Annotated in this window: 23 protein-coding genes; 9 read left to right on the top strand and 14 right to left on the bottom strand. The window is 72.0% G+C overall.

Translation table 11 applies throughout. The annotated features are described in order from the left end of the window. Nucleotides 1–61 precede the first annotated feature (61 nt). The 8 genes from rfbB to mce form a co-directional block, all read right to left on the bottom strand. Nucleotides 62–1042, bottom strand: a complete 981-nt coding sequence (gene rfbB, locus GGE06_RS19180) for a dTDP-glucose 4,6-dehydratase (RefSeq protein ID WP_184931331.1) — start codon at nucleotides 1040–1042, stop codon at nucleotides 62–64. A gap of 146 nt (nucleotides 1043–1188) precedes the next feature. Next, a complete protein-coding gene (locus GGE06_RS19175) occupies nucleotides 1189–2025 on the bottom strand; it encodes an ABC transporter permease (protein WP_116158789.1) in 837 nt (278 codons plus the stop codon). Continuing rightward, nucleotides 2022–3230 carry an ABC transporter ATP-binding protein gene (locus GGE06_RS19170; RefSeq protein ID WP_184931330.1) on the bottom strand — a complete coding sequence of 403 codons (1209 nt, stop codon included), beginning with the start codon at nucleotides 3228–3230 and terminating at the stop codon, nucleotides 2022–2024. The genes GGE06_RS19175 and GGE06_RS19170 overlap by 4 nt, the downstream gene beginning before the upstream one ends. 136 nt (nucleotides 3231–3366) lie before the next feature. Further along, nucleotides 3367–4146 (bottom strand): ABC transporter permease, encoded by a 780-nt coding sequence (locus tag GGE06_RS19165; protein ID WP_116158787.1) that lies wholly within the window; start codon nucleotides 4144–4146, stop codon nucleotides 3367–3369. Nucleotides 4147–4149: 3 nt separating this feature from the next. Further along, nucleotides 4150–5118, bottom strand: a complete 969-nt coding sequence (locus GGE06_RS19160; RefSeq protein WP_116158786.1) for an ABC transporter ATP-binding protein — start codon at nucleotides 5116–5118, stop codon at nucleotides 4150–4152. An 86-nt stretch (nucleotides 5119–5204) separates the two neighbouring features. Next, complete coding sequence (locus tag GGE06_RS19155; protein ID WP_116158785.1) at nucleotides 5205–6140, bottom strand: coiled-coil domain-containing protein; 936 nt, start codon at nucleotides 6138–6140, stop codon at nucleotides 5205–5207. A 114-nt stretch (nucleotides 6141–6254) separates the two neighbouring features. Continuing rightward, complete coding sequence (gene scy, locus GGE06_RS19150; protein WP_184931329.1) at nucleotides 6255–11099, bottom strand: polarized growth protein Scy; 4845 nt, start codon at nucleotides 11097–11099, stop codon at nucleotides 6255–6257. A gap of 213 nt (nucleotides 11100–11312) precedes the next feature. Further along, entirely contained in the window at nucleotides 11313–11765 is a 453-nt protein-coding gene (mce, locus tag GGE06_RS19145) for a methylmalonyl-CoA epimerase (protein ID WP_116158783.1), read from the bottom strand. Nucleotides 11766–11902: 137 nt separating this feature from the next. Here mce and GGE06_RS19140 point away from each other — a divergent pair, with 137 nt between their 5' ends. Continuing rightward, nucleotides 11903–13105 carry an acetyl-CoA C-acetyltransferase gene (locus GGE06_RS19140; RefSeq protein WP_116158782.1) on the top strand — a complete coding sequence of 401 codons (1203 nt, stop codon included), beginning with the start codon at nucleotides 11903–11905 and terminating at the stop codon, nucleotides 13103–13105. A gap of 24 nt (nucleotides 13106–13129) precedes the next feature. Then, complete coding sequence (gene meaB / locus GGE06_RS19135) at nucleotides 13130–14086, top strand: methylmalonyl Co-A mutase-associated GTPase MeaB (RefSeq protein ID WP_116158781.1); 957 nt, start codon at nucleotides 13130–13132, stop codon at nucleotides 14084–14086. 63 nt (nucleotides 14087–14149) lie between these two features. Here meaB and GGE06_RS19130 read toward each other — a convergent pair whose 3' ends face one another. From GGE06_RS19130 to GGE06_RS19115, 4 genes are all read right to left on the bottom strand, one after another. Next, a complete protein-coding gene (locus tag GGE06_RS19130; protein WP_116158780.1) occupies nucleotides 14150–14626 on the bottom strand; it encodes a MarR family winged helix-turn-helix transcriptional regulator in 477 nt (158 codons plus the stop codon). An 83-nt stretch (nucleotides 14627–14709) separates the two neighbouring features. Next, on the bottom strand, nucleotides 14710–15495 hold the full coding sequence (locus GGE06_RS19125) for an AIM24 family protein (RefSeq protein ID WP_116158779.1): 786 nt from the start codon (nucleotides 15493–15495) through the stop codon (nucleotides 14710–14712). Then, nucleotides 15492–16142 (bottom strand): AIM24 family protein, encoded by a 651-nt coding sequence (locus tag GGE06_RS19120; RefSeq protein ID WP_116158778.1) that lies wholly within the window; start codon nucleotides 16140–16142, stop codon nucleotides 15492–15494. Before GGE06_RS19120 ends, GGE06_RS19125 begins: the two co-directional genes overlap by 4 nt. Next, complete coding sequence (locus GGE06_RS19115; RefSeq protein ID WP_184931328.1) at nucleotides 16142–16780, bottom strand: AIM24 family protein; 639 nt, start codon at nucleotides 16778–16780, stop codon at nucleotides 16142–16144. The genes GGE06_RS19120 and GGE06_RS19115 overlap by 1 nt, the downstream gene beginning before the upstream one ends. Nucleotides 16781–16887: 107 nt before the next feature. Here GGE06_RS19115 and GGE06_RS19110 point away from each other — a divergent pair, with 107 nt between their 5' ends. Both GGE06_RS19110 and GGE06_RS19105 read left to right on the top strand, forming a co-directional pair. Beyond that, a complete protein-coding gene (locus tag GGE06_RS19110) occupies nucleotides 16888–17241 on the top strand; it encodes a DUF3817 domain-containing protein (protein ID WP_184931327.1) in 354 nt (117 codons plus the stop codon). Then, the gene (locus GGE06_RS19105) at nucleotides 17238–17531 is read left to right on the top strand and encodes an MTH1187 family thiamine-binding protein (protein ID WP_116158775.1); all 294 of its coding nucleotides are present in this window, start codon (nucleotides 17238–17240) and stop codon (nucleotides 17529–17531) included. Before GGE06_RS19110 ends, GGE06_RS19105 begins: the two co-directional genes overlap by 4 nt. Nucleotides 17532–17534: 3 nt before the next feature. On the opposite strand, the gene GGE06_RS19100 is transcribed toward GGE06_RS19105, so the two are convergent. Further along, on the bottom strand, nucleotides 17535–18527 hold the full coding sequence (locus tag GGE06_RS19100; RefSeq protein ID WP_116158774.1) for an ArsR/SmtB family transcription factor: 993 nt from the start codon (nucleotides 18525–18527) through the stop codon (nucleotides 17535–17537). Nucleotides 18528–18673: 146 nt separating this feature from the next. Here GGE06_RS19100 and GGE06_RS19095 point away from each other — a divergent pair, with 146 nt between their 5' ends. The 4 genes from GGE06_RS19095 to icmA all read left to right on the top strand — a co-directional run bounded on the left by GGE06_RS19095 (nucleotide 18674) and on the right by icmA (nucleotide 22749). Beyond that, on the top strand, nucleotides 18674–20047 hold the full coding sequence (locus GGE06_RS19095) for an MFS transporter (RefSeq protein ID WP_184931326.1): 1374 nt from the start codon (nucleotides 18674–18676) through the stop codon (nucleotides 20045–20047). Between the two features lie 31 nt (nucleotides 20048–20078). Then, nucleotides 20079–20588, top strand: coding sequence for a MarR family winged helix-turn-helix transcriptional regulator (locus GGE06_RS19090; RefSeq protein ID WP_116158773.1), 510 nt, complete (start codon nucleotides 20079–20081; stop codon nucleotides 20586–20588). Nucleotides 20589–20643: 55 nt separating this feature from the next. After that, nucleotides 20644–20976: a DUF3817 domain-containing protein gene (locus GGE06_RS19085; RefSeq protein ID WP_116158772.1), complete on the top strand. Its 333-nt coding sequence runs from the start codon at nucleotides 20644–20646 to the stop codon at nucleotides 20974–20976. Between the two features lie 72 nt (nucleotides 20977–21048). After that, nucleotides 21049–22749, top strand: a complete 1701-nt coding sequence (gene icmA, locus GGE06_RS19080) for a coenzyme B12-dependent isobutyryl-CoA mutase large subunit (RefSeq protein ID WP_184931325.1) — start codon at nucleotides 21049–21051, stop codon at nucleotides 22747–22749. A 90-nt stretch (nucleotides 22750–22839) separates the two neighbouring features. Here the strand turns inward: icmA and GGE06_RS19075 are convergent, their stop codons facing one another. Beyond that, nucleotides 22840–23481, bottom strand: coding sequence for a TetR/AcrR family transcriptional regulator (locus GGE06_RS19075; RefSeq protein WP_116158770.1), 642 nt, complete (start codon nucleotides 23479–23481; stop codon nucleotides 22840–22842). Nucleotides 23482–23809: 328 nt separating this feature from the next. Between GGE06_RS19075 and GGE06_RS19070 the strand changes: the two genes are divergently transcribed. Then, nucleotides 23810–24775 (top strand): tetratricopeptide repeat protein, encoded by a 966-nt coding sequence (locus GGE06_RS19070; protein WP_116158769.1) that lies wholly within the window; start codon nucleotides 23810–23812, stop codon nucleotides 24773–24775. Nucleotides 24776–24801: the final 26 nt, after the last annotated feature.

The following is a 24801-nucleotide window of genomic DNA, read 5'->3' as shown; positions in this document are numbered from 1 at the left end:
CGCCGCCTGCCGGAAGGGCAGGCGGCGCTCAGCCGTCCGGTCCCGAAGCCGTACGGGCCTCCTAGGCGCGGGCCGCCGGGAGCAGCGGCTCCCACCAGGAGCGGTTGTCCCGGTACCAGGAGATCGTGTCGGCGAGGCCGTCGGCGAAGGAGACCAGCGGCTCGTAGCCCAGCTGCTCCCGGCTCTCCTCGATGTCCAATGCGTAACGGAGGTCGTGGCCCTTGCGGTCGGCCACCCGCTCCACCAGATCCCAGCTCCGGCCGGTCGCCTTCAGGAGTTCTCCGACGAGTTCCCGGTTGCTCATTTCCTGCCCGCCGCCCAGGTGGTACACCCGGCCGGCCTTGCCCCGGGAAAGAGCCAGTGCGATTCCCCGGCAGTGGTCGCTCACGTGCAGCCAGTCACGGACATTCGAACCGTCCCCGTAAAGCGGTACGGGATTTCCGGCGAGGAGTCGCGTGATGAAGAGCGGAATCACCTTTTCCGGGAATTGGTAGGGGCCGTAGTTGTTGGAGCAGCGGGTGAGGACGACGTCCATGCCGTGCGTACGGTGCTGGGCGAGGGCCATCAGGTCCGAGGCGGCCTTCGACGCGGCGTAGGGGGAGTTCGGCGCGAGCGGCTGCCCGACCCGCCACGCCCCCTCGCTGATCGACCCGTACACCTCGTCGGTCGAGACGTGCAGGAAGCGGCCCACGCCATGGCGCCGGGCGGCGTCGAGCAGGAGCTGGGTACCGAGCACGTTGGTGGTCACGAAGGGGCCGGCGTCCGATATCGAGCGGTCCACATGGGACTCGGCGGCGAAGTGCACGACGGCGTCCTGACCCGCCATGACCTCGTCCACCGCGACCGGGTCGCAGATGTCCGCCCGTACGAAGGAATATCCGGGAAGGCCGGCCACGGGATCCAGGTTGGCGAGCACTCCGGAATACGTCAGCTTGTCGATTACGGTGACGTGGTCGGCGGTGACGGCGAGCGAACCACGCAGTAATTGACGGACGAACTCAGACCCGATGAAACCGGCTCCGCCGGTGACGAGAATGCGCATTGCCCAGAGTTTAGGGCAGGTCCTCGTCCGCTCCTAGGAGCAATGACCGGCAATTGTTCCCGTGGTCGTGCGGCGCGAACAAAGAAAGCGGCCCCCGGCGGCGAGTGCCGCGCGGGGGCCGCTCCGAAGAGAACCCTTCCGGATCCCTACACGTCCCGGCTGTTCAGCAGCGCGTACGCGCCGCCCAGGGCCGCCGCGGCGACCGCCGCCATGATCAGCAGCGGCTCCCAGCCCGCCGGGCCCGAGTCGCCGAACGGCGGCTTCTCGCTGTAGAGCGAGATCATCTGCGACGGGATCGCGTAGGTGAACAGGAACTTCTGCAGCGACTGCAGGGTCTGGTTGAACATGAACAGGGCCGCCACCAGCGGCATCAGCAGCAGACCGATCATCACCGTGATCGCGCCGGCCGAGTGCCGGATGAGCGTGCCGACCGCCAGCGACAGCAGGCCGAGCAGGGCCAGGTAGCCGCCCGCGCCGACCGTCGCCCGCAGCCACTCGGCCGTCGTCGGCGTCGCCGCCGTGTCGACCAGGGCGACCTGCGCCACCGCCACGAGCGTCGCGAGGACGGTGGTGACCGAGAAGACGAGCAGGAAGAAGACGATCGCCTTCGCCGTGAGCACCCGGGCCCGGCTCGGGCAGGCCGTCAGGGTCGTACGGATCATGCCCGTGCCGTACTCGGAGGCGATCGTCAGGACGCCGAGGGTGATCACGCAGATCGACGCCGGCAGCATCCCGAAGAAGCCGAAGGCGAGCGCCGACTCCTCGCCCATCTCGGCCTCGGACGTCGCGGCGATCGCCGCGACGCCCAGGCCGAGGGCGAGCATCAGCAGGATCATGACCCCGAGCGTCCACACCGTCGAACGCACCGAGCGGATCTTCGTCCACTCGGAGGCGAGCGCGTCACCGAGGTGCGCGGCACGGACCGGGATGGGGGAGACGTAGGCGTGCGGCGCCGGGGCGTGGTGGTGGGCGGGGGCGGTCATCGGGCGTCCTTCGGGGTGTCGCTCGGCTGCAGGCTGTTCGGCTGGGGTGCGCTCGGCTGCGGGGCGGGCGGAGGGGCGTACGGACCGGGCGCGGGGGCCTGCGGACCGCCCGCGTACGGGTTCGGTCCGGGCGCGGGGGCCTGCGGGGCCGCGCCGTACGGGTTCTGTCCGGGCGGCGGCGGGGCGTACCAGCCCTGCTGCGGCACCTCCTGGACCTGCGGCTGCGGCGGCATCCCGTACCCCGGCTGTCCGGGCTGGAGCGGCGGCTGGAGGTGGGCGAGCCGGTCGTCGGTGGAGCGGTAGTCCACGGCGCCCTGCGTCAGCCGCATGTACGCCTCCTCCAGCGAGGCCTGGTGCGGGGACAGCTCCCAGAGCCGTACGTCCGCGCCGTGCGCGAGGTCGCTGATGCGCGGCAGCTGCAGGCCCGTCACGCGCAGCGCGCCGTCCGGCTCCGGCAGCACCTGGCCGCCGGCCTCCACCAGGACCGACGTCAGCTTCTCGCGCTGCGCCGGCTCGGTGCCCGGGATCCGCACCCGGGCGAAGTCGGCGGAGTTCGCCGAGATGAAGTCCTTCACCGGCATGTCCGCGAGCAGCTGCCCCCGGCCGATCACGATCAGGTGGTCGGCGGTCAGCGCCATCTCGCTCATGAGGTGGCTGGAGACGAAGACCGTGCGGCCCTCGGCGGCCAGCTTCTTCATCAGGTTCCGCACCCAGAGGATGCCCTCGGGGTCCAGACCGTTGACGGGCTCGTCGAAGAGCAGCACCTGCGGGTCGCCGAGGAGCGCCGCCGCGATGCCGAGCCGCTGGCCCATGCCGAGCGAGAAGCCCTTCGAGCGCCGCTTGGCCACGTCCTGGAGGCCGACGACGCCGAGGACCTCGTCGACGCGCTGGGCCGGGATGCCGGCCAGCTGCGCGAGCGACAGGAGGTGGCTGCGGGCGCTGCGGCCGCCGTGCACGGCCTTGGCGTCCAGGAGCGCGCCGACCTGCCGGGGCGCGTTCGGCAGCTGCCGGAAGGGGTGGCCGCCGATCGTGACGTGACCCGCGGTGGGCCGGTCGAGGCCCAGGATCATGCGCATCGTCGTCGACTTGCCGGACCCGTTGGGTCCCAGGAACCCGGTGACCACACCGGGCCTCACCTGGAAGGAAAGGTTGTACACGGCCGTCTTGGCGCCGTAGCGCTTCGTCAGGCCGACTGCCTCGATCATTCTCCAGCCCCATCGACAGGTCGGTCGCGTGCATCCGTGTCGGGGCGTGGCGGCCGTCCGGCCGGAGCCCCCCGTATGAGCTAGGAGCTTATCCAGCCGTTGACGGTTCCGGCGAAAAGGAGGAAGCCTCCGGAGGTCAGGCGTCGCGCTTCTTCAGCACCAGGTAGCCGCCGAGCAGCGAGGCCACCACCCAGAGCGCCATGATCCCGAGCCCGCCCCAGGGTCCGTACGGCGCCTTCTCCGAGTTCATCGCGTCCGGGATGACCCGCATGACCTTCGAGCCGGCCTGGTCCGGGAAGTACTGGGCCACCTCCTTGGCCTTCGGCACGGCCGAGAGGATGTTCGACACCAGGAGGAGGAACGGCACCAGGATGCCGAGCGACAGCATCGACGAGCGCAGCATCGCCGCCACACCCATCGAGAACAGGGCGATCAGACCCATGTAGAGCCCGGCGCCGATCACCGCGCGCAGCACGTTGTCGTCGCTGATGGAGGCACGGTGCCCGCCGAGCAGCGCCTGCCCCAGGAAGAAGGTGACGAAGCTCGTCGCGAGCCCCACCAGGAAGGCGAGCCCGCCCGCCACCGTGATCTTCGAGAAGAGGAAGGTCGCGCGCTGCGGCACGGCGGCCAGCGAGGTGCGGATCATGCCGGAGGAGTACTCGGTCCCCACCACCAGGACGCCGAAGACCACCATCGCCAGCTGCCCCAGGATCATCCCGGAGAAGCTGATCAGGGTCGGGTCGAAGGTGGCCCTCTCGACCGCCCTCATGTCGTCGAAGGTGGCGTTCGTCAGGGCGCTCAGTCCCGCGCCCATCGCCACCGTGACGAGGAAGGCGCTCGCCAGCGTCCAGACGGTCGAGGACACCGTCCGGATCTTGGTCCACTCGGACTGCAGGACCGCGGTTTCCACTGCCATCGATCAGGCTCCCTCGGAGGTCGGGCCCCACTGGGGGCCGGGCGCCGCGGCGCCGCCGTGTACGTCGGTGCCGTGCGCGTGGTACTCGACCGCGGCGGCCGTCATCTGCATGAACGCTTCTTCGAGGGAGGCGCGCTGCTGGCTCAGCTCGTGCAGCACGAGCCCGTTCTCCGCGGCCAGCTCGCCGAGCTTCTCCGTCGTCGCCCCGTCCACCTCCAGGGCCCCGTGGCCCGCCTCGACCACGACGAATCCGTTCGCGTGGAGCACGTCCCGCAGTCGTTCCTGCTGGGGGGAGCGCATCCGTACGAAACTCCGGGAATTCTGCTGGATGAAATCCGCCATCGACGTGTCGGCCAGCAGCTTTCCCTGCCCGATCACGATCAGATGATCGGCCGTCAGCGCCATTTCACTCATCAGATGGCTGGAGACGAAGATCGTCCGGCCTTCGGCCGCCAACGCCTTCATCAGATTGCGGATCCAGTGAATTCCCTCGGGGTCCAGACCGTTGACGGGCTCGTCGAACATCAGGATCTCGGGATCGCCCAGGAGCGCCGACGCGATCCCCAGCCGCTGCCCCATGCCGAGGGAGAACCCCTTCGACTTCTTCTTCGCGACCGCCGTCAGACCCACCAGGTCGAGCACCTCGCCCACCCGGCTCGCCGGGATGCGGTTCGACTGCGCCAGACACAGCAGGTTGTTGTACGCGGAGCGGCCGCCGTGCATCGCCTTGGCGTCGAGCAGCGCCCCGATGTACTTCAGGGGCTCGGCCAGGTCCCGGTAGTGCTTGCCGTCGATCCGGACCGTCCCGCTCGTCGGGTTGTCCAGGTCGAGCATCATCCGCATCGTCGTCGACTTGCCCGCCCCGTTCGGCCCGAGGAAGCCGGTGACCACGCCAGGACGGACCTGGAAGGAGAGGTGGTCGACCGCGATCTTCGTCCCGTAGCGCTTGGTCAGGCCCTCAAGCTCGATCATGCGTCCCAACCTACGGGCGCGCAAAACCCCCCGCCACCGGAATGACGGGGGGTTCTCACGGGGGGTTTCTTACGCCGGGGGCGCTGTTACCGCGACTGCTGGGCCGGGACGCCGGCCGTGCGCTCGTCGTCGATCGGGGAGCCGGCGGCCGCCACAGCGGCACCGGTCAGCGTCGCCAGCATCTCGCGGACGTTGGTCAGCTGCGCGTTGATCGAGTCGCGGCGGTTCGTGAGCGCCGCCAGCTCGCGCTCCGATTCCGAACGGATCCGGTCGGCCTTGGCGTTCGCGTCGGCCACGATGTCCTCGGCCTGGCGCTGCGCGGTCTCCACCGTCTGACGGGCCCGGCGCTCCGCGTCCGTGCGCAGCTTCTCGGCCTCCAGGCGGAGCTGCTCGGCGCGGTGCTCGATCTCCGCGAGGCGCTTCTCGGCCTTCGCCTGGCGCGAGGCCAGGTCCCGCTCCGACTGCTCGCGGCGCTTCGCCAGGTTCGTCTCGAAGTCCGCGGCGGCCTGGGCGGCCTTGGCACGGGTCTCCTCGAAGAGGGCGTCCGCCTCCTCGCGCTTCGACTGCGCGTCCTTCTGGGCCTCGGCGCGCAGCGAGTTGGCCTCGCCCTGCGCCTTCTCGACGATCCGGACGCCCTCGTCCTCGGCCTTCGCCTTGCGCTCGGCCGCGAACGACTCCGCGTCGTTGCGCACCTGCTGGGCGGCCGACTCGGCCAGCTCGCGGTGCTGCTCGGCGGCGCGACGGGCCTCCTCACGCAGGTCCTTCGCCTCCTCCTCGGCGAGCCGGAGGATCTTCTCGACCCGGGCACCCAGACCCGCGTACGACGGCTCGGCGTCGGTCACCTGCGCCTGGGCGTTCTGCGTCTCGAGGTGGAGCTCCTCGATGCGCTTCTCCAGCGAGGTGATACGGGACAGGGCGCTGTCGCGGTCGGCCACGAGCTTGGTAATGCGGTCGTCCACCTGACCGCGGTCGTAACCGCGCCGCACGAGCTCGAAGCCGAAGGGGGAGGAAGTGTCGCTCATGGGGTTCCTGTCGAATGAGACCGGTGAGGTGTTAGAGGGAATCCTAGGGGCCGAAGCGGCGTGTCATCGAGCGTATGCCCGTTTGATCTGGAGAATGTCCAGCCTTTTGAGTGGCTAGCCGTCCTGGGACTTGCCACTCGAACGGGTGGACCCTGCAGATGCACCCGCCTTGACCCCGTCCTTTCCTGTGGACGGAGTCTCGAATGACTCCAACGCCTCCAGAACGTCCTGGACACGGGAGATCTCGGCGTTGATGTCCTTGCGGCGGCGCGTCAGCACCTCCAGCTCGCGCTGTCCGTCCGCGACGGTCTTCTCCGCCTCGGCCGCGGCCTCCGCGCGGATCCGCTCGGCCTCCTCCTTGAGGGCCTCCGCCTCCGCGATGATCGAGGCCTTCTTCTGCGCGGCCTCCTTCAGGAGCGCGTCCGCCTTGCGGACCGCGGCGATCCGGACCTTGCTCGCCTCCGAACTCGCCTCCGAGACCATCTCCTTGGCCTTCTCGTCGGCCTCGGCGCGCTGCTCCTCGGCGGCCTTCACCAGCTTGTCGACCCGCTCGCCGGCCGTCTTCATCTGCTCGGCCGACTCGCGCCGCGCCCGCTCGTGCAGCTCCTCGATCTCGCCCTCGACGCGGCTCCGCAGTTCCTCGGCCCGCTCCCTTATCGCCGTCGCGTCGCTGCGCGCCCCGACCAGGAGCTCGTCCGCGTCCGTACGGGCCTGCTCCACCAGCGTGTTGCCCTCGACGGTCGCCTCGGCGACGATCCGCTCGGCCTCCTTGCGGGCCGCGCCGACCATCGTGTCCGCCTGCGACTCGGCCTCCGTGGTGGCGCGCAGCGCCTCCTCCTGGGCCTTGGCCATCAGCTGGTCGGCCTGCTCGGCCGCGTCGGAACGCTTCCGGGCCCCGGCCTCCCGGGCCTCGTCGAGCGTACGGTCCGCCTCCTCGCGGGCCTCCGCACGCATCTGCTCGGCCGCGGCGGAGGCGTCCTCCTTCACCCGCTCCGACTCGGTACGGATCCGCTCGGCGTCCCGCAGGGCCTCGGCGATCGCCTCGGCGCCCTCGGCGCGCAGCCGCTCGGCCTCCTCCGCGGCGGCGGCGACGGTACGGTCCGCCTCGGCGCGGGCGTCCGCGCCGACCGAATCGGCCAGCTCGGCCGCCTCGTTCACGATCCGCTCGGCCTCGGCCGTCGCCTCGCCGACGAGGGTGTCGGCCTGCTCGGCGGCGTCCGTACGGCGCTTGTCGGCGGCCTTGCGGGCGTCGTCCAGGATCTGGTCGGCATCGGCGAGCGCGGCGTTGCGCAGGGCCTGCGCGTGCGCCTCGCCGTCGGCCTTGACCTGCTCGGCCTCGGTGCGCAGCCGCTCGGCGTCCTGCGCGGTCGTCTCGCGCAGCTCGGCGGCCTCGGCCGCGATCCGCTCGGCCTCCGCGGTGGCCTCGCCGATCAGCGTGTCCGCCTGCTCGGCGGCATCGGCACGGCGCTTGTCGGCGGCCTTGCGGGCCTCGTCGAGGACCTGCTCGCCCTCGGCGCGGGCCTCCGCGCGCAGGGCCTCCGCCTGTGCCTCGCCCTCGGCCTTGACCTGCTCGGCCTCGGCCCGCAGGCGGGCGGCGTCCTGCTCGGTGGTCTCCATGAGCTCGACCGCCTCGGCGGTGAGCCGCTCCGCTTCGGCCGTCGCCTCGCCGATCAGCGTGTCGGCCTGCTCGGCGGCGTCCGTACGGCGCTTGTCGGCGGCCTTGCGGGCCTCGTCGAGGACCTGCTCGCCCTCGGCGCGGGCCTCCGCGCGCAGGGCCTCCGCCTGTGCCTCGCCCTCGGCCTTGACCTGCTCGGCCTCGACCCGCAGCCGAGCCGCCTCCTCGGCGATCCGCGCGGCCTCGGCCCGCGCCTCGCCGACGAGCGTGTCCGCCTGCTCGGCGGCGTCCGCACGGCGCTTGTCGGCGGCCTTGCGGGCCTCGTCGAGGACCTGCTCGCCCTCGGCGATCGCCGCGTCGCGCAGCGCCTCCGCGTGCGCCTCGCCGTCGACCTTGAGCCGCTCGGCCTCCGCCCGCAGCTCGGCGGCCTCGGCCCCGATCCGCTCGGCCTCCGTCGTGGCCTCGCCGATCAGCGCGTCCGCCTGCTCGGCGGCGTCCGCACGACGCTTGTCCGCCGCCTGCCGGGCCTCGTCGAGGACCTGCTCCGCCTCGGCCCCGATCCGCTCCGCCTCCGCGCGGGCCTCGCCGAGCGCCGTCTCGGCGCGGTCGGCCGCCTCCGAACGGATCCGGTTCGCGTCGTCGCGGGCGTCCGCACGGGTGCGGGCCGCGTCCTGCTCGGCCGAGGCCAGCGAGTCCGTGACCTCCGTCCGTACCCGCTGCGCGTACTCCGCGGTGTCCGCCCGCAGCTTCTCCGCCTCGGCGAGCGCGTCCGTGACCGTCCGCTCCGCCAGCGCCTTCGCGGCCTCCGACTCCTCCTGGGCACGCGCCCGCGTGGCGGCGGCGTCCTCGGACGCCCGCTCCCGCTCCTCGTACGCGTCGGAACGGACCCGGTCCGCCTCCTCCTGCGCCTCGGTGCGGGTCCGCTCGGCCGCGTGCTCGGCGGCGCTGCGCAGCCCGGCGATCTCCTCCTCGGCCTGCTCCCGCAGACCGGCCACCGAGTCCCGCACCTCCTGGGCGGCTCGCGAGGCGGCGGCGACCATCTCGGTCGCCCGCGTGTCCGCCTCCTCGACCAGGCGCTGCGCCTCGGTCTGCGCCTCCTCCACCCGCTTGCGGGCGGCGGCGAGGAGCTCCTCGGACTGCTCCCGGGCGTGCTCGCGCTCCCGGCCGGCCTCGGAACGGGCCGACTCCAGGGTCTCCTCGGCCTCCCGGCGGCGCCGGACGGCCTCGTCCTGCGCGGCGGCCAGCGCCTCGGCGGCCTCGGCGGCCACCCGCTCGGCGGCCGCGGCGGCCTCGGCCCGCACCCGGTCGGCGGTCTCCTGGGCCTCCGTGCGCAGCCGCTCGGCGTCCTCGGACGCCTCCGTGCGCAGCCGTACGGCCGCGGACTCCGCCTCGGTACGCGCGGTCGACGCGTCCGACGCGGCCTCGGCGCGCAGCCGCTCGGCCTCCTGCTCGGCCTGCTCACGCAGCGTACGGATCCGCTCGGCGGCCTCGGTCCGCAGCCGCTCCGTCTCCTCGGCGGCCTCGCGCCGGATCCGCTCGCCCTCGGCCCGCGCGTCGGTGAGCTCCTCGCCGGCGGCCGCGACCTTCGCCTCGGCGTCGGTGTGCAGCCGGGTCAGCTCCTCGGCGGCCTCCGCGCGGCGCGCCTCGGCGGCCCGCTCGGCGTCCGCGCGCAGCCCGGCGGCGGCCTCCTCGGCCGCGGCCGTCACCGACTCGGCCTGCTCCTCGGCCTCGGCGCGCAGCCGCTCGGCCTCGGCGCGGGTGCGCTCCAGGGTCTCCTCGGCCTGGGTCCGGAGCGTCTGGGCGCGCTCCATCGCCTCCGACTTGACCCGCTCGCTCTCGGCGCCGGCCTTGGCGCGCTGCTCCTCGGCGTCCGTACGGGCCTTGGTGAGGAGCTCCTCGGCGGTCCTGGCCGCCTCCTCGATCTGCTGGAGGGCCTCGCGCCGGGCCTCGCCGCGGATCCGCTCGCCCTCGTCGATGGCCTCGGCGCGCAGCTGCTCGGCCTCGCCGCGCAGCCGCCGGGCCTCCTCCTGGAGCTCGACCGTCTTGGCGCGGTACTCCTTGGTGTCGTCCTTCGCCGAACCGAGCAGCTCGTCGGCCTGCTCCCCGGCCTCGGCGCGCAGCCGGTCCGCCTCGGTCTCGGCCTCGCGGCGGACCCGCTCGGCCTCCTCGGCGGCCTTGCGGGTGGTCTCCCGGGCGTCCTCCGAGGCCTTGGTGAGGATCTCCTCGGCGCTGCGGGCGGCCTTCGCGAGCGCGGCGGCGGAGTCCTCGGCGGCGGCCGTGACGGCCTTCTCGGAGGCCTCGGAGACGAGCTTCTCCGCCTCGGCGGTCGCCTCGCGGAGCTTCTCCTCGGCCTCGGCCTTGAGCGCCTCGGCCTCCTTGGTGGCCTCGCCGACGAGCCGGGCGATCTCCGTCTTGGCGGTGCGGGTGCGCTGCTCGTTGACCTGCTCGGCGGAGGAGAGCTGCCTGGCCGCGGCCTCCTTGGCCTCGGTGAGGGCCTTCTCCGCCTCGACGCGGGCGACCCGGAGCCGCTCCTCGGCCTCCTGCATGCGCTGTTCGGCGGCGCGGGAGAGCTCGGTGGCCTGCCGGCGGGCCTGGTCGGTCTCGGTGGCGGTGGTGGAGCGGAGCTGCTCGGCGTGGCTGGTGGCCTCCTGCGCCTGGCTGGAGGCGGCGGCGAGGAGCCGCTCGGCGTCCTTGCGGGCGCGCAGCAGAATCGCCTCGGCCTCGGCACGGGCGGCCTCCGCCTCGGTGCCGACCCGGCGGCTGGTCTCCTCGGCGAGCCGGGTGGCCTCGGCGCGGGCGGTGGCGAGGGACTGCTCGGCCTCCGCGCGGGACTCCTCCATCAGGCGGCGGGCCTGCGACTCCGTGCGGGCGCGCAGCTGTTCCGCCCAGGCGACGTTCTCGTTGACGTGCGCCTCGACGGTCTGGCGGCGCTCGTTGAGCTCCTGGTCGAGCTGCTGGCGGCGCTGGACGGCCTCGTTGTGCAGCTCGGCCTGGAGCCGGGCCTGGTGCTCGGCGTGCTCCTGGAGGATCCGCTGCGTCTGGGCGCGGGCCTCGCGCAGCTCGCGCTCGGCGTCCTGGCGGAGCTGCTCGGCCTGCGCCTGCGCGTTCCGCAGCAGCTGCTCGGCCTGGTAGCCGATGTCGGCGCTGTCGTACGCGGGCCGGGAGGCGATGGTGCGGCGCGCCTCGTGGAGTTTGGCACGCAAGACCTCGACCTGGTAGCCCAGGTCCTCGGCATGCTGGACGGCCTTCTCGCGCTCGGTCTTCAGCCGGTCCATCTCGGCTTCGAACCTGGCGAGATGGTCGTCTTCAGCTCGGTGGCTCTCCTGGCGTTCGTAGCCCCGCACTGCGCGGTCCCATCCTTCCCCGAGCTCTTCGAGCAGGGGAGACCCCAACCCTGGTCGCAACTCCTACGAGCACGCCCTCACGGTCGAGGACGGACCCCCGGGGAATCGTGGCAGATCGGACGACCCCGACATCCCGACTTCGGTGCCGCACGGAGCGGCCCCGACCGGCCCCGGCCCGGAGCCGCCCACTCTACCGGGCCGGGAATCCGGAGGTCAGTGCTCCGCTGAGGAGTGGTCAGCCGACGGCTCGGCCGAGGTGACCAGTTCCGTCAGGACGCCGTGGCAGTCCTTGGGGTGGAGGAAGGTGATCCGGGAGCCCATGGAGCCGATCCGCGGCTCGTCGTAGAGGACGCGGACGCCCTTGCCGCGGATGGCCTCGGCATCGCCGTCGACGTCCGCGGTGCCGAAGGCGATGTGGTGCACGCCCTCGCCGTTCTTGGCGAGCCACTTGCCCACCGCGGAGTCCTCCCGGGTGGGCTCGAGGAGCTGGAGGTACGAGGCCCCGCCGTCGTCGGTGGCGTTGATCTTGAGCATGGCCTCGCGGACGCCCTGCTCCTCGTTGACCTCGGAGTGGTAGACCTCGAAACCGTACGTGGCACGGTAGAACTCGACGGTCTTGTCCAGGTCGAAGCAGGCGATCCCGATGTGGTCGATACGCGTCAGCATGCCTCCAGTGCACCGCTGGAAGGGTGGTTACGCAACGTGCGCGCGATCACACCTTTCGGCCGGTGACCGCGCGCCGCACCGCTCAGTACATTGGCGGTAAACCCTCGTTCACTCCTCATCCCAAGGGGCCGTGCCTCATGTCTGGAACGACCGGTACCACCTCAGTGATCGTCGCGGGCGCCCGCACGCCCATGGGTCGCCTCCTCGGCTCGCTCAAGTCCTTCTCGGGCGCCGACCTCGGCGGCTTCGCCATCAAGGCGGCCCTCGACCGGGCCGGCATCGGCGGCGACCAGGTGCAGTACGTGATCATGGGCCAGGTGCTCCAGGCGGGCGCCGGCCAGATCCCCGCCCGCCAGGCGGCCGTCAAGGGCGGCATCCCGATGAACGTCCCGGCGCTCACCATCAACAAGGTGTGTCTGTCCGGCCTCGACGCCATCGCCCTCGCCGACCAGCTGATCCGCGCCGGCGAGTTCGACATCGTCGTCGCCGGCGGCCAGGAGTCCATGACCAACGCCCCGCACCTGCTCCCGAAGTCCCGCGAGGGCTTCAAGTACGGCGCGATCGAGATGCTCGACGCCATGGCGTACGACGGTCTCACCGACTCCTTCGAGGGCATCGCCATGGGCGAGTCCACGGAGAAGCACAACACCCGCCTGGGCATCCAGCGCCCCGAGCAGGACGAGATCGCCGCCCTCTCGCACCAGCGCGCCGCCGCCGCCCAGAAGAACGGCATCTTCGAGGCCGAGATCACCCCGGTCGAGATCCCGCAGCGCAAGGGCGAGCCCGTCGTCTTCTCCAAGGACGAGGGCATCCGCGCGGAGACCACGGTCGAGTCCCTGGGCAAGCTCCGTCCGGCCTTCACCAAGGACGGCACCATCACCGCCGGCACCTCCTCGCAGATCTCGGACGGCGCCGCCGCCGTCGTCGTGATGAGCAAGGCCAAGGCCGAGGAGCTGGGCCTGGAGTGGATCGCCGAGATCGGCGCCCACGGCAACGTCGCGGGCCCGGACAACTCGCTGCAGTCGCAGCCGTCCAACGCGATCCTGAACGCCCTGAAGAAGGACGGCCTGAGCGTCGACGACCTCGACCTGATCGAGATCAACGAGGCCTTCGCCGCCGTCGCCGTCCAGTCAATGAAGGACCTCGGCGTTACCCCCGAGAAGGTGAACGTCAACGGCGGCGCGATCGCCCTCGGTCACCCCATCGGCATGTCCGGCGCCCGTCTCGTGCTCCACCTGGCCCTGGAGCTCAAGCGGCGCGGCGGCGGCATCGGCGCGGCCGCCCTCTGCGGCGGCGGCGGCCAGGGCGACGCCCTGATCGTCAAGGTCTCCGGCAAGTAATCCGGCAATCGAGGAGCAGCGCAGATGGTGGACGTCCCCGAACTCGTCGCCCAGGCACGGGAGGGCAGGCCGCGTGCGGTGGCCCGGCTGATCTCGCTCGTGGAGGGGGCGTCCCCGCAGCTGCGCGAGGTGATGGCGGCGCTCGCGCCGCTCACCGGCGGCGCGTACGTGGTGGGCCTCACCGGCTCGCCGGGCGTGGGCAAGTCCACGTCGACGTCCGCGCTGGTCTCCGCGTACCGCCGGGCGGGCAAGCGGGTCGGCGTGCTCGCCGTCGACCCGTCCTCGCCGTTCAGCGGGGGCGCGCTGCTCGGTGACCGGGTCCGGATGTCGGAGCACGCCTCCGACCCGGGCGTCTACATCCGCTCCATGGCGACCCGCGGCCACCTCGGCGGGCTCGCCTGGTCCGCCCCGCAGGCCATCCGCGTCCTGGACGCGGCCGGCTGCGAGGTGATCCTCGTGGAGACCGTCGGCGTCGGGCAGTCGGAGGTGGAGATCGCCTCCCAGGCCGACACCTCCGTCGTGCTGCTCGCGCCGGGCATGGGCGACGGCATCCAGGCCGCGAAGGCGGGCATCCTGGAGATCGGCGACGTGTACGTGGTGAACAAGGCCGACCGGGACGGCGCGGACGCCACCGCCCGCGAGCTCAACCACATGCTGGGCCTGGGAGAGGCGCGGGCCGCCGGCGACTGGCGGCCGCCGATCGTGAAGACGGTCGCGGCGCGCGGCGAGGGCGTCGACGAGGTCGTGGAGGCCCTGGAGAAGCACCGCGCCTGGATGGAGGAGCACGGGGTCCTGGCGGAGCGCCGCCGGGCCCGTGCGGCGCGCGAGGTGGAGACCATCGCGGTCACCGCCCTGCGCGAGCGGATCGGCGACCTGCACGGCGACCGGCGCCTCGACGCGCTGGCGGAGCGGATCGTCGCGGGCGACCTCGACCCGTACGCGGCCTCCGACGAGCTGGTCGCGAGCCTGACCGGAAACTGACGCCGGTACGTACGAAGAGGGCCTCTCCGGTGACCGGAGAGGCCCTCTTCGTACTCTGTCAGGTCACGGCTTCCCGCGGCGGCCGCGGAGCTGCTCGGCGACCGGCTTCAGGGACTCGTGGAGGTCGCCGAGTGCCTCGCCGCTGAGCTGGTCGATGAAGTGCTTGCGCACGGACTCGACGTGGTGCGGGGCGACCTTGCGCATGGTCTCCATGCCGTCGTCGGTGAGGACGGCGTAGAGCCCGCGGCGGTCGGACTCGCAGTTCTCGCGGCGGACGAGCCCGGCGTTCTCCATGCGGGTGATCTGGTGGGAGAGTCGGCTCTTCGACTGGAGGGTGGCGGCGGCGAGGTCGCTCATGCGCAGCCGCCGCTCCGCCGACTCCGAGAGGTTCACCAGGATCTCGTAGTCGTTCATCGTCAGGCCGAAGGGCTGGAGGTCCCGCTCCAGCTGGTACGTCAGCATTCTCTGGACGTCCAGGAACGTGCGCCAGGCGCATTGCTCGCCGTCGGTGAGCCAGGGGGTGGCGGTCTCGGTCTCCATATATGGATTCTACCTAAGAAGTTGAATACTTGACGAAGTCTGGGAGCGCGCGTTCGATCACGTCACACTCCGCAGACTACCGCTCACAGACCGAAGCGACGCTGGAGGTCACCGAGCTGGCCGGGAAGACGCGGTACCGCGCCGAGCGGCCCCTGGCCGGAACCAGACGCCCCGTGCCCGCCCGGAACACCCGCCTGCGCCGGCGGCGCGCCGATCGCCCGCTCCGGCATCAGCAGCTCCGTCGACTGCAGCAGTACCGTACCCGCACCGACGAACTCGAACTGGTGCTCCTCGCCCGAGGTCCCGCCGATCCCCGTCAGCGCGCGGACCCCGCCCATCACGCCCGTCATGTACCCGTGGTCGTAATGGTGGCAGGGCGAAGGGCAGTCCGCCCAGCCCACCAGCGCCTGCGGGTCCACCCGCATCGGCGGCTCCATGAAGACCACCGGACCGTTCGACGCGGCCACGAACTTGCCCGTGCCGATCAGCGTCACGAACCCCGGCACGATCGACTGCTTCAGCGCCAGCGTCGGCTGGTAGGCCAGCAGGTTCCCCGAGCGGATCGTCAGGTTGCCCTCGTCCAGGTCGTACGAGTTCACGTCGAACGCCCGGTCCGCGAGCAGCATCTTCCCGCTGCCCTCGGCCACCACCCAGTCGCTCGCGTGCAGCGGCGAGTGGAACGACGTCCGCACCAGCCGGTCGAGACGGCCGTGCCCGATGCCGTTGAACTCGATCCGCCCGTAGTAGGCGATCATCTTCCCCTTCTGGAGGAACCATTGGCTCCCTTTGAGCTCCACGCAGAAGGTGTACGGATTGACGTTGTCGTCCGACGGCAGGGAGTGCGGGTCGTGGATGACAGGGGTGCTCACAGCTTCTCCTCCGAGGCCTGGACGTACACCGCGCCGCTGCCGCTCAGCTCCAGCTGGAACGCCTCGCCCGAGCCGCGCCCCACCATGTCGCGCCAGCCCAGCGCCGTGGACAGCTTGTTCCGCACGTCGCCGTGGTGCGCCACGTACGCCTGCGGGTCCACGTGCACCGGGCGGCCCGGGGAGATCGGCAGCTCGATGACGCCGCCGTGCGCCATGACGGCCACCGAGCCGTGGCCCTTCAGGGTCGTCGTGAAGAGGCCCTGCCCGGTCACCTGGCCGCGGACCATGCCCATGACCCCGCCCTGCGAGCCCATGAACATCGTGCCCTGCTCCAGCGTCCCGTCGAAGGCGAGCAGCCGGTCGGCCTCCACGTACAGGGTGTCGCCCGTCAGCGCGATCACCTGGATGTGGTGGCCGCCGTGCCCGAACATCACCGTGCCGTTGCCCTCGACCGTCATCAGCGGGGTCGCCTCGCCCGCCACCCGGCGGCCGATCATCGACATCAGGCCGCCCTGGCCGCCCGCGATGTTCGGCGTGAAAGTGACGTCGCCGCGGTACGCGAGCATCGCGCCGCGCTGACTGAACATCCGCTGCCCTGGGATGACGGTCGCCTCGACCATCTTCGAGTTGATCTCGCGGAACGGCATCAGACGTCGCCCCCGATCGTGTTCCGCTCGCTCGGCTGCACGTACACGAGCCCGTCGCCCTCGAAGCGGATCTGGAAGGCCTCGCCGCCGCCCTCGCCCATGAGGGTGCGGAAGGTCACCCCGGACTGGAAGTGCTGCTGGAGGTTGCCCTGATGGGCGATGTACGCGCCCGGGTCGACCTGGAGCGGGTACTGGGGGGTCACCCGCAGCACCACCGCCGGACCGTCCGACATGATCGCCGCCTGGCCCGTGCCCTCGACGGTCGTGGTGAAGAGCCCGTTGCCGGTGGCGCCGCCGCGCAGCCCCGTGAAGGTGGTGCCGGTGCGCAGCCCCGCGTCGGTCGCGAGCAGGTTGCTCGCCTCCACCCACAGCTTGTCGCCGTGCAGCGAGACGAGATTGATCTCGGAGGCCCGGTCGGCGAACCAGCAGGTCCCCTGGCCGCGCACCTCCATCACCTCCATCTGCTCACCCGTGAGCCGGCGGGTCACCATGCCGCGCAGGCCCTCACCGCCGCCGCTCATCTTCTTGAACGCCATCTGGCCGTCGTAGGCGACCATCGAGCCGTTCTTCGCCTTCACGGCGTCGCCGGTCATGGACACGGCGAGCACTTTGCTGCCCTGGAGTCGGAACGTTGCCACCCCAGGAAGGTACTGGGCCCCCGGCTAAAGAGACAGCAAAGGAGCCGTGCACAATGAACGGGCCCTTGTGCATCCGTTCACAAGATCGAACGAAGGTGACCCCCTCCGTGGACATCAAGACCGCTTCCTCCCTCCACCGGCTCCGGCTCGTCTCCGCGCCGGAGGCCGTCTCGTTCCTGCTCCTGCTGGTCTGCTCGGTGTTGAAGCGGACGACGGACTTCAACGCGGTGCCGGTCATGGGGGCGATCCACGGCGTCCTGTTCGTCCTGTACGTGCTCTTCTGGCTGGACGCCTGGAACAAGACCAAGTGGAGCTTCGGCACCGCCGCCCTCTACTTCGTCCTCTCGGTGCTGCCCCTGGGGGGCTTCTACGCCGAGCGGAAGCTGAAGCGCGAGGCCGAGGACGCGGTCATCGCCTCCCGCGCGCGGGCCGAGGCTGCCCAGGACGCGGTGAAGGCATGATCGTCGCGTTCTCCGTGACCCCCCTCGGCGTGGGGGAGGAGGTCGGCGAGTACGTCGCCGACGCCGTCCGGGTCGTCCGGGAGTCGGGCCTGCCGAACCGCACGGACGCGATGTTCACCTCGATCGAGGGCGAGTGGGACGAGGTGATGGACGTCGTGAAGCGCGCCGTCGCCGCCGTCGAGGCCCGCGCGCCGCGCGTCTCGGTGGTCATGAAGGCCGACATCCGCCCGGGCGTGACGGACGGCCTCACGGCGAAGGTCGAGACGGTGGAACGCCACCTCGGCGCCTGACGGTCAGTCCGTCTCGGGCTGCGACAGCGCGATGCCCAGCGGGGTCCGCTCGTACAGCACCTGGTGGCCGTACCGCCGCGAGGTCAGCAGCCCCGCATCCCGCAGCACCGCCAGGTGCGAGGACACGGACGACGGCGCCCGCCCCAGGAGATGGGCCAGCGCCGTCGTCCCCATCGGCTCCGCCAGCGCGCACAGGACGTCCGCCCGCACCGGGCCGAGCAGCCGGGCGAGCGCCTCGGGGGTACGGTCCCGGGGCTCCGACCACAGGCCGCCGATCCCGCGCGCCGGATAGACCACCGTCGGCTGCCACGGCGGATCGAACCCGCTCACCACGTCCGGCCAGGTGAACACCGACGGCATGAGCACGAGACCCTGCCCGTCCAGCGGCCGGTCGTGCTCCCCGGGATAGTCCACCCGCAGCGTGGCCGTCTCCGAGGCCCAGTCGAAGGCCGGATGGAGCTCGCCGAGCAGCCGTTCGAGCCCGCCCTCCGCGAGCCGCCGCGAGTGGTACGCCACGTCCGCCTCGAGCAGCGCCCGCAGCCGGGGCCACTCGGGCGCGATCAGCGCCTCCCAGGCGGCCCGGAGCAGCTCGGCCAGCCGCTCCACCGCCCCCGCGGGGTCGGCGAGCAGCCGCCGCCCCTCCACGGTGTCCGCCGCCCCCGGCGTCTCGGCGAGCGCCCGCGCGAAGTCGTCGCGCGCGAGGGCCGGATCGATCTCCCGTACGGCCGCGATCTCGTCCTCGAAGGCGGCGGCGGGGCCCAGGGGCGGGGGATAGAGGAAGTCCGGGTTGTGCCCGCGCAGCGGCATGAGCAGGTGCAGCGGCCGCAGGTCGAGCTCCCGCGCGGCGCCCGCGATCCGCCGCATCCACGGCAGGTGGTACCCCTGCTTCTCGGGCCGCGCGAGCACCCGCACGGCGGAGTGCGTCTCCCAGAGCGGCGAGACGGCGAACCGGATCCGCAACGGGTCGGCCTCGCCGAAACGCAGGTGGTACGGCACGGGACCCTCCGGGGGATGCGGCGGAACATTCGCCTGGAGCCGAAAGTCTAGGGGGAACTCCTCGCACCGGGCAGGCTGCGCCCATGCCCGAGAACCACACTCGGACGCCCTCCCAGGCGCCCGCGCACACCCCTGCCCCCACGCCTATGGCGTCTGTCTCCGAGCGGGTCCTCGCCGTTACCGCGCCGGCCTCCGGCCACGAGGCTGCGCCCGTCGGGGTGGCGGCTCCCGGTGTCGCCCCCGGCCGGACCGGCGACCCCGAGAGCGACGGCCCGGCCCCCGCCTCGGCCCCCGGCCCCGAGGCCGTGCCCGTCGCGGTGGGCGCTCCCGGCTACCGGGCCGTCTTCGCCGTCCGTGAGTTCCGGTTCGTGTTCGTGGCGCACCTGTTCTCGTTGCTCGGGGTCGTCGTCAGCGAGCTCGCGCTCACCGTCCTCGTCTACGACCTGACGAAGTCGCCGCTCCTCTCCTCCCTCACCTTCGCGCTCGGGTTCCTGCCGTACCTCCTCGGCGGCACCCTCCTCGCCGGGCTCACCGACCGGCTTCCGCCGCGCCGGATCCTCGTCTTCTGCGACCTCGTCTGCGCGGGCTGCGTCGCGCTCATGGTGGTGCCCGCCACCCCCGTCGCCGTCCTGCTCGCGCTGCGCTGCGCCATCGCCGTCGTCTCGCCCGTCTTCAACGGCACCCGCATGGCGACCCTCGCCGACGTCCTCGGCGAGGGCGACCTCTTCGTCCTCGGGCGGTCGCTGCTGCGGATCGTGTCGCAGAGCGCCCTCCTCACCGGCTTCGCCGCCGGCGGCGTCCTCCTCACCCTCGTCCCGCCGCGCGGCGCCCTCGTCGTCACCACCGTCACCTTCCTCGCCTCCGCCCTGCTGCTGCGCCTCGGCACCGCCCGCCGCCCCGCCCGCGGGACCGACTCGCCGGGGCTCTCCGGCACCTTCGCCGTGCTGCGCAACCGGCGCGTACGGGCCCTGATGCTGATGTTCTGGGTGCCGCCGCTCTTCGCCGTCGTCCCCGAGGCCCTCGCCGCCCCCTACGCCGACGAGATCGGCGTCTCCACCGCCGCCCTCGGCCTCCTCATGTGCGCGCTGCCCGTCGGCACCATCGCGGGCGAGCTGTTCGCCGGATCGTTCCTGACCGCCGCGACCCGCTCCCGGATCGTGCTGCCGCTCGCCGTCGCCAGCGTCGTGCCGTACCTCCTCTACGGCCCCCGGCCGGGCGTCGCCCTCGCGGCCGTCGCGCTCTTCCTGGCCGGTGCCACCGGCGCGTACACCCTCGGCCTCGACGCCTGGTTCGTCGCCGCCGTCCCCGAGGAGCAGCGGGGGAGGGCCATGACCCTGATGACCGCGGGCATGATGACCGTCCAGGGCGTCGGCATGGCCGGGGCCGGGGTCGCGGCCGAGTTCGCCCCCGTGCACACGGTCGTGGCGGGCACGGGCGTCCTCGGCACGCTCTGCCTGCTCGCCGCCGCCGTCGAGCTGCGGGCGACCAGGGGCGGCGACCGAAAGGCGAGACGGGGCTGACCGGCATATGACCAGTCGGTATGGTCGATGCGTGTCCAAGCCGCTCAGTCTCCCCTTCGACCCCATCGCCCGAGCCGACGAACTCTGGCAGAAGCGCTGGGGCCCGGTCCCCTCGATGGCCGCGATCACCTCGATCATGCGCGCCCACCAGATCCTGCTGGCCGAGGTGGACGCCGTGGTCAAGCCGTACGGGCTGACCTTCGCCCGCTACGAGGCGCTGGTGCTGCTGACCTTCTCGAAGGCCGGCGAGCTGCCGATGTCCAAGATCGGCGAGCGGCTGCAGGTCCACCCGACCTCGGTGACGAACACGGTGGACCGCCTGGTGAAGTCGGGTCTCGTGGCGAAGCGGCCGAACCCCAACGACGGCCGCGGCACCCTCGCCTCCATCACGGAGAAGGGCCGCGAGGTGGTCGAGGCCGCGACCCGCGACCTGATGGAGATGGAGTTCGGCCTCGGTGCGTACGACGCCGAGGAGTGCGCGGAGATCTTCGCGATGCTCCGCCCGCTGCGCGTCGCGGCGCACGACTTCGACGAGGGCTGACGGGCACCCCCACCCCCGCGAAGATCGCCCGGATCGTGCCGTTACGCTCGACGGCATGAAATCCAGCGTGCTGACCCGCTACCGCGTCATGGCCTACGTGACCGCCGTCATGCTGCTCATCCTCTGCGCGTGCATGGTCGCCAAGTACGGCTTCGGCGTCGGCGAGGGCCTGACCCTCGTGGTCTCCCAGATCCACGGCGTCCTCTACATCATCTACTTGGTCTTCGCCTTCGACCTGGGCTCGAAGGCCAAGTGGCCGTTCGGCAAGCTCATCTGGGTGCTGGTCTCCGGCACCATCCCGACCGCCGCGTTCTTCGTCGAGCGCAAGGTCGTCGCCGAGACGCTTCCGCTGGTCAGCGGCGCGCAGCCGGCCCCGGTCAACGCCTGAGCGTGCACCCCCGCACTGATGTGCGGGGGTTTGCCATCGACATTTACTAGGACGTCCTAGTAAATTCGAAGCATGGACGCTGACGCCATCGAGGAAGGCCGCCGTCGCTGGCAGGCCCGTTACGACAAGGCCCGCAAGCGGGACGCCGACTTCACCACGCTCTCCGGCGACGCCGTCGAGCCGGTCTACGGGCCCCGGCCCGGCGACACCTACGAGGGGTTCGAGCGCATCGGCTGGCCCGGTGAGTACCCCTTCACCCGGGGCCTGCACCCGACCGGCTACCGCGGCCGGACCTGGACCATCCGCCAGTTCGCCGGCTTCGGCAACGCCGAGCAGACCAACGAGCGCTACAAGATGATCCTGGCCGCCGGCGGCGGCGGCCTCTCCGTCGCCTTCGACATGCCGACCCTCATGGGCCGCGACTCCGACGACCCCCGCTCCCTCGGCGAGGTCGGCCACTGCGGCGTCGCCATCGACTCCGCCGCCGACATGGAGGTCCTCTTCAAGGACATCCCGCTCGGCGACGTCACGACGTCGATGACGATCAGCGGCCCCGCCGTGCCCGTCTTCTGCATGTACCTCGTCGCCGCCGAGCGCCAGGGCGTCGACCCGGCCGTGCTCAACGGCACGCTCCAGACCGACATCTTCAAGGAGTACATCGCGCAGAAGGAGTGGCTCTTCGAGCCCGAGCCCCACCTGCGCCTCATCGGCGACCTGATGGAGCACTGCGCGGCGAGCATCCCCGCGTACAAGCCGCTCTCCGTCTCCGGCTACCACATCCGCGAGGCCGGCGCGACGGCCGCGCAGGAGCTCGCGTACACCCTCGCCGACGGCTTCGGCTACGTGGAGCTCGGCCTCTCCCGCGGCCTCGACGTCGACGTCTTCGCCCCCGGCCTCTCCTTCTTCTTCGACGCGCACCTCGACTTCTTCGAGGAGATCGCCAAGTTCCGCGCCGCGCGCCGGATCTGGGCCCGCTGGATGAAGGAGGTCTACGGCGCCAAGACCGACAAGGCCCAGTGGCTCCGCTTCCACACCCAGACCGCCGGCGTCTCCCTCACCGCCCAGCAGCCGTACAACAACGTCGTGCGCACCGCGGTCGAGGCCCTCTCCGCCGTCCTCGGCGGCACCAACTCCCTCCACACCAACGCCCTCGACGAGACCCTCGCGCTCCCCAGCGAGCAGGCCGCCGAGATCGCGCTGCGCACCCAGCAGGTCCTGATGGAGGAGACCGGCGTCGCCAACGTCGCCGACCCGCTGGGCGGTTCCTGGTACGTCGAGCAGCTCACCGACCGCATCGAGGCCGACGCCGAGAAGATCTTCGACCAGATCAAGGAGCGCGGCCGCCGCGCCCACCCGGACGGCCAGCACCCCATCGGCCCGATCACCTCCGGCATCCTGCGCGGCATCGAGGACGGCTGGTTCACCGGCGAGATCGCCGAGTCCGCCTTCACGTACCAGCGGTCCCTGGAGAAGGGCGACAAGCGGGTCGTCGGCGTCAACGTCCACCACGGCTCGGTCACCGGCGACCTGGAGATCCTGCGGGTCAGCCACGAGGTCGAGTGGGAGCAGGTCCGCGTCCTCGGCGAGCGCAAGGAGCGCCGTGACGACGCCAAGGTCCGCGCCTCCCTCGACGCGATGCTCAAGGCGGCCCGCGACGGCTCGAACATGATCGTCCCGATGCTGGAGGCCGTCCGCGCGGAGGCCACCCTCGGCGAGATCTGCGACGCCCTGCGCGACGAGTGGGGCGTCTACACGGAGCCCCCGGGCTTCTGATCCCCCGCACGGAGACATGACAGGGGCGGTACGGGAACTCCCGTACCGCCCCTGCCGCGTCCCCCGCTCAGCCCGTGGCCGCCGAGGTGGTCACCGGTCGCCGCCGGTCGCCGCCGCCGCGCCCAGGCCGCCCACCAGGAGCGCGGAGAGGCGGGCCACCCAGGGGCCGTCCACCGGCTCCGCGCTGACCAGCGCGCGGTGCACCACCGCGCCGGCGATGACGTCGAAGATCAGGTCGTCGGTCGCGTCCACGGCCATCGGGTCGCGGCCCGGCGGGAGTTCGCCGCGCTGCTGCGCCCGCTCGCGGCCGGCCAGGACCAGCCGCTTCTGGCGGTCGACTATCGAGGCGCGGATGCGCTCGCGCAGCGGCTCGTCCCGGGTCGACTCGGCGACCACGGCCATCAGGGCCGTCTTCGTCTCGGGCCGCTCCAGGAGGGCCGCGAACTGCAGCACCACGTGCTCGATGTCGGCCTGGAGGGAACCGAGGTCCGGCATCTCGAGTTCGTCGAAGAGGACGGCCACGGCGTCCACCACGAGCTCGTTCTTGCTGGGCCAGCGGCGGTACAGCGTCGTCTTCGCCACCCCGGCCCGGCCGGCCACGTCCCCCATCGTGAGCTTGGACCAGCCCAGCTCGACCAGGGCCGCGCGCGTCGCCTCCAGGATGGCCGTGTCGGCCTCGGTGGAGCGGGGGCGCCCGGTACGGCTGCTGCGGGGGTTGGTGCGGCTACACATGAGAAGCGACCATACCCGCCGGTAGGTATACCGCCAGAGGTCGGTGATGTGAGGCAGTTCACCGCGCGGATCGCGTCCGCGGGCTCCCCCCGGATCCATCCCTGGAGTTACGCTACGACCTGTAGCGAAAGGCATTGAGCGGCCTGAGCGACAACCAGAGTGCCGGATGGGGATCCGGCGCGGAAGAAGGTGCCGGGTGGGGACCCGGTGCCACCGAAGACGAAGAACCGTGTCGTACGCGCGTCTCGCACACCGGCGGGAGATGCGCGGACGGCACGGTTCAGCCATGGCTTACCGGTTACGCGCGCGGAAGGGGGAGGATGTATCCATGCAGCCCCGAAACATGTCCATGAGCGGCGTCGTCGACCTCGCCGCGGTGAAGGCGGCCGGAGAGGCCAAGGCGAAGGCGGAGCAGGTGCGCGCCGAAGCCGCCCGGCAGGGTGGTTCCGCCGCCGTGCCCCCGTCGGCCCTGGTGATCGACGTCGACGAGGTCGGCTTCGAGCGCGATGTGCTCCAGCGCTCGGCCGAGGTTCCGGTCGTCCTCGACTTCTGGGCCGAGTGGTGCGAGCCGTGCAAGCAGCTCGGCCCCCTCCTGGAGCGTCTGGCCGTCGAGTACAACGGCCGCTTCCTGCTCGCGAAGATCGACGTCGACGCCAACCAGATGCTGATGCAGCAGTTCGGCATCCAGGGAATTCCGGCCGTTTTCGCGGTGGTCGCCGGTCAGGCGCTGCCGCTGTTCCAGGGTGCGGTGCCCGAGGCCCAGATCCGGGAGACCCTCGACCAGCTGATCCAGGTCGGCGAGGAGCGCTTCGGTCTCACCGGCATCGCCGTGGACGCGGACGCCGACGCCTCGGCGCCCGCCGCGCGGCAGGCCGGCCCGTACGACGCCCTCCTCGAAGCGGCCATGTCCGCGCTCGACGCGGGCGACCTGGCGGGTGCCGTCCAGGCGTACAAGAACGTGCTCGCCGACGACCCGGCCCACCCGGAGGCCAAGCTCGGTCTGGCGCAGGCCGAACTGCTCACCCGGGTGCAGGATCTGGACCCCGGCGCCGTCCGCAAGAACGCGGCGGACAACCCGGCCGACGTCGCCGCGCAGATCGCGGCCGCCGATCTGGACCTGGTGGGCGGTCACGTGCAGGACGCCTTCGGGCGCCTCGTCGAGACCGTGCGCCGCACGGCGGGCGACGACCGGAACGCGGCGCGGCTCCGTCTCCTGGAGCTGTTCGAGGTGATCGGCGTCGACGACCCGCGTGTGACGGCGGCCCGGCAGGCCCTCGCCCGGGTGCTGTTCTAGGTCTCCGCGCGCGCCGGATCGTCTGA

Origin of the sequence: Streptomyces nymphaeiformis (assembly GCF_014203895.1) — a bacterium.
GTDB lineage: Bacteria > Actinomycetota > Actinomycetes > Streptomycetales > Streptomycetaceae > Streptomyces > Streptomyces nymphaeiformis.
The sequence above is the reverse complement of the archived record's forward strand: the minus strand, read 5'-3'. Positions and strand labels throughout refer to the sequence as shown.

Coding starts and splice junctions, on each gene's coding strand:
- rfbB (WP_184931331.1), bottom strand. CDS start 1,042: ATGCGCATTCTCGTCACCGGCGGAGCCGGTTTCATCGGGTCTGAGTTC.
- GGE06_RS19175 (WP_116158789.1), bottom strand. CDS start 2,025: ATGACCGCCCCCGCCCACCACCACGCCCCGGCGCCGCACGCCTACGTC.
- GGE06_RS19170 (WP_184931330.1), bottom strand. CDS start 3,230: ATGATCGAGGCAGTCGGCCTGACGAAGCGCTACGGCGCCAAGACGGCC.
- GGE06_RS19165 (WP_116158787.1), bottom strand. CDS start 4,146: ATGGCAGTGGAAACCGCGGTCCTGCAGTCCGAGTGGACCAAGATCCGG.
- GGE06_RS19160 (WP_116158786.1), bottom strand. CDS start 5,118: ATGATCGAGCTTGAGGGCCTGACCAAGCGCTACGGGACGAAGATCGCG.
- GGE06_RS19155 (WP_116158785.1), bottom strand. CDS start 6,140: ATGAGCGACACTTCCTCCCCCTTCGGCTTCGAGCTCGTGCGGCGCGGT.
- mce (WP_116158783.1), bottom strand. CDS start 11,765: ATGCTGACGCGTATCGACCACATCGGGATCGCCTGCTTCGACCTGGAC.
- GGE06_RS19140 (WP_116158782.1), top strand. CDS start 11,903: ATGTCTGGAACGACCGGTACCACCTCAGTGATCGTCGCGGGCGCCCGC.
- meaB (WP_116158781.1), top strand. CDS start 13,130: ATGGTGGACGTCCCCGAACTCGTCGCCCAGGCACGGGAGGGCAGGCCG.
- GGE06_RS19130 (WP_116158780.1), bottom strand. CDS start 14,626: ATGGAGACCGAGACCGCCACCCCCTGGCTCACCGACGGCGAGCAATGC.
- GGE06_RS19120 (WP_116158778.1), bottom strand. CDS start 16,142: ATGCCGTTCCGCGAGATCAACTCGAAGATGGTCGAGGCGACCGTCATC.
- GGE06_RS19105 (WP_116158775.1), top strand. CDS start 17,238: ATGATCGTCGCGTTCTCCGTGACCCCCCTCGGCGTGGGGGAGGAGGTC.
- GGE06_RS19095 (WP_184931326.1), top strand. CDS start 18,674: ATGGCGTCTGTCTCCGAGCGGGTCCTCGCCGTTACCGCGCCGGCCTCC.
- GGE06_RS19085 (WP_116158772.1), top strand. CDS start 20,644: ATGAAATCCAGCGTGCTGACCCGCTACCGCGTCATGGCCTACGTGACC.
- icmA (WP_184931325.1), top strand. CDS start 21,049: ATGGACGCTGACGCCATCGAGGAAGGCCGCCGTCGCTGGCAGGCCCGT.
- GGE06_RS19075 (WP_116158770.1), bottom strand. CDS start 23,481: ATGTGTAGCCGCACCAACCCCCGCAGCAGCCGTACCGGGCGCCCCCGC.
- GGE06_RS19070 (WP_116158769.1), top strand. CDS start 23,810: ATGCAGCCCCGAAACATGTCCATGAGCGGCGTCGTCGACCTCGCCGCG.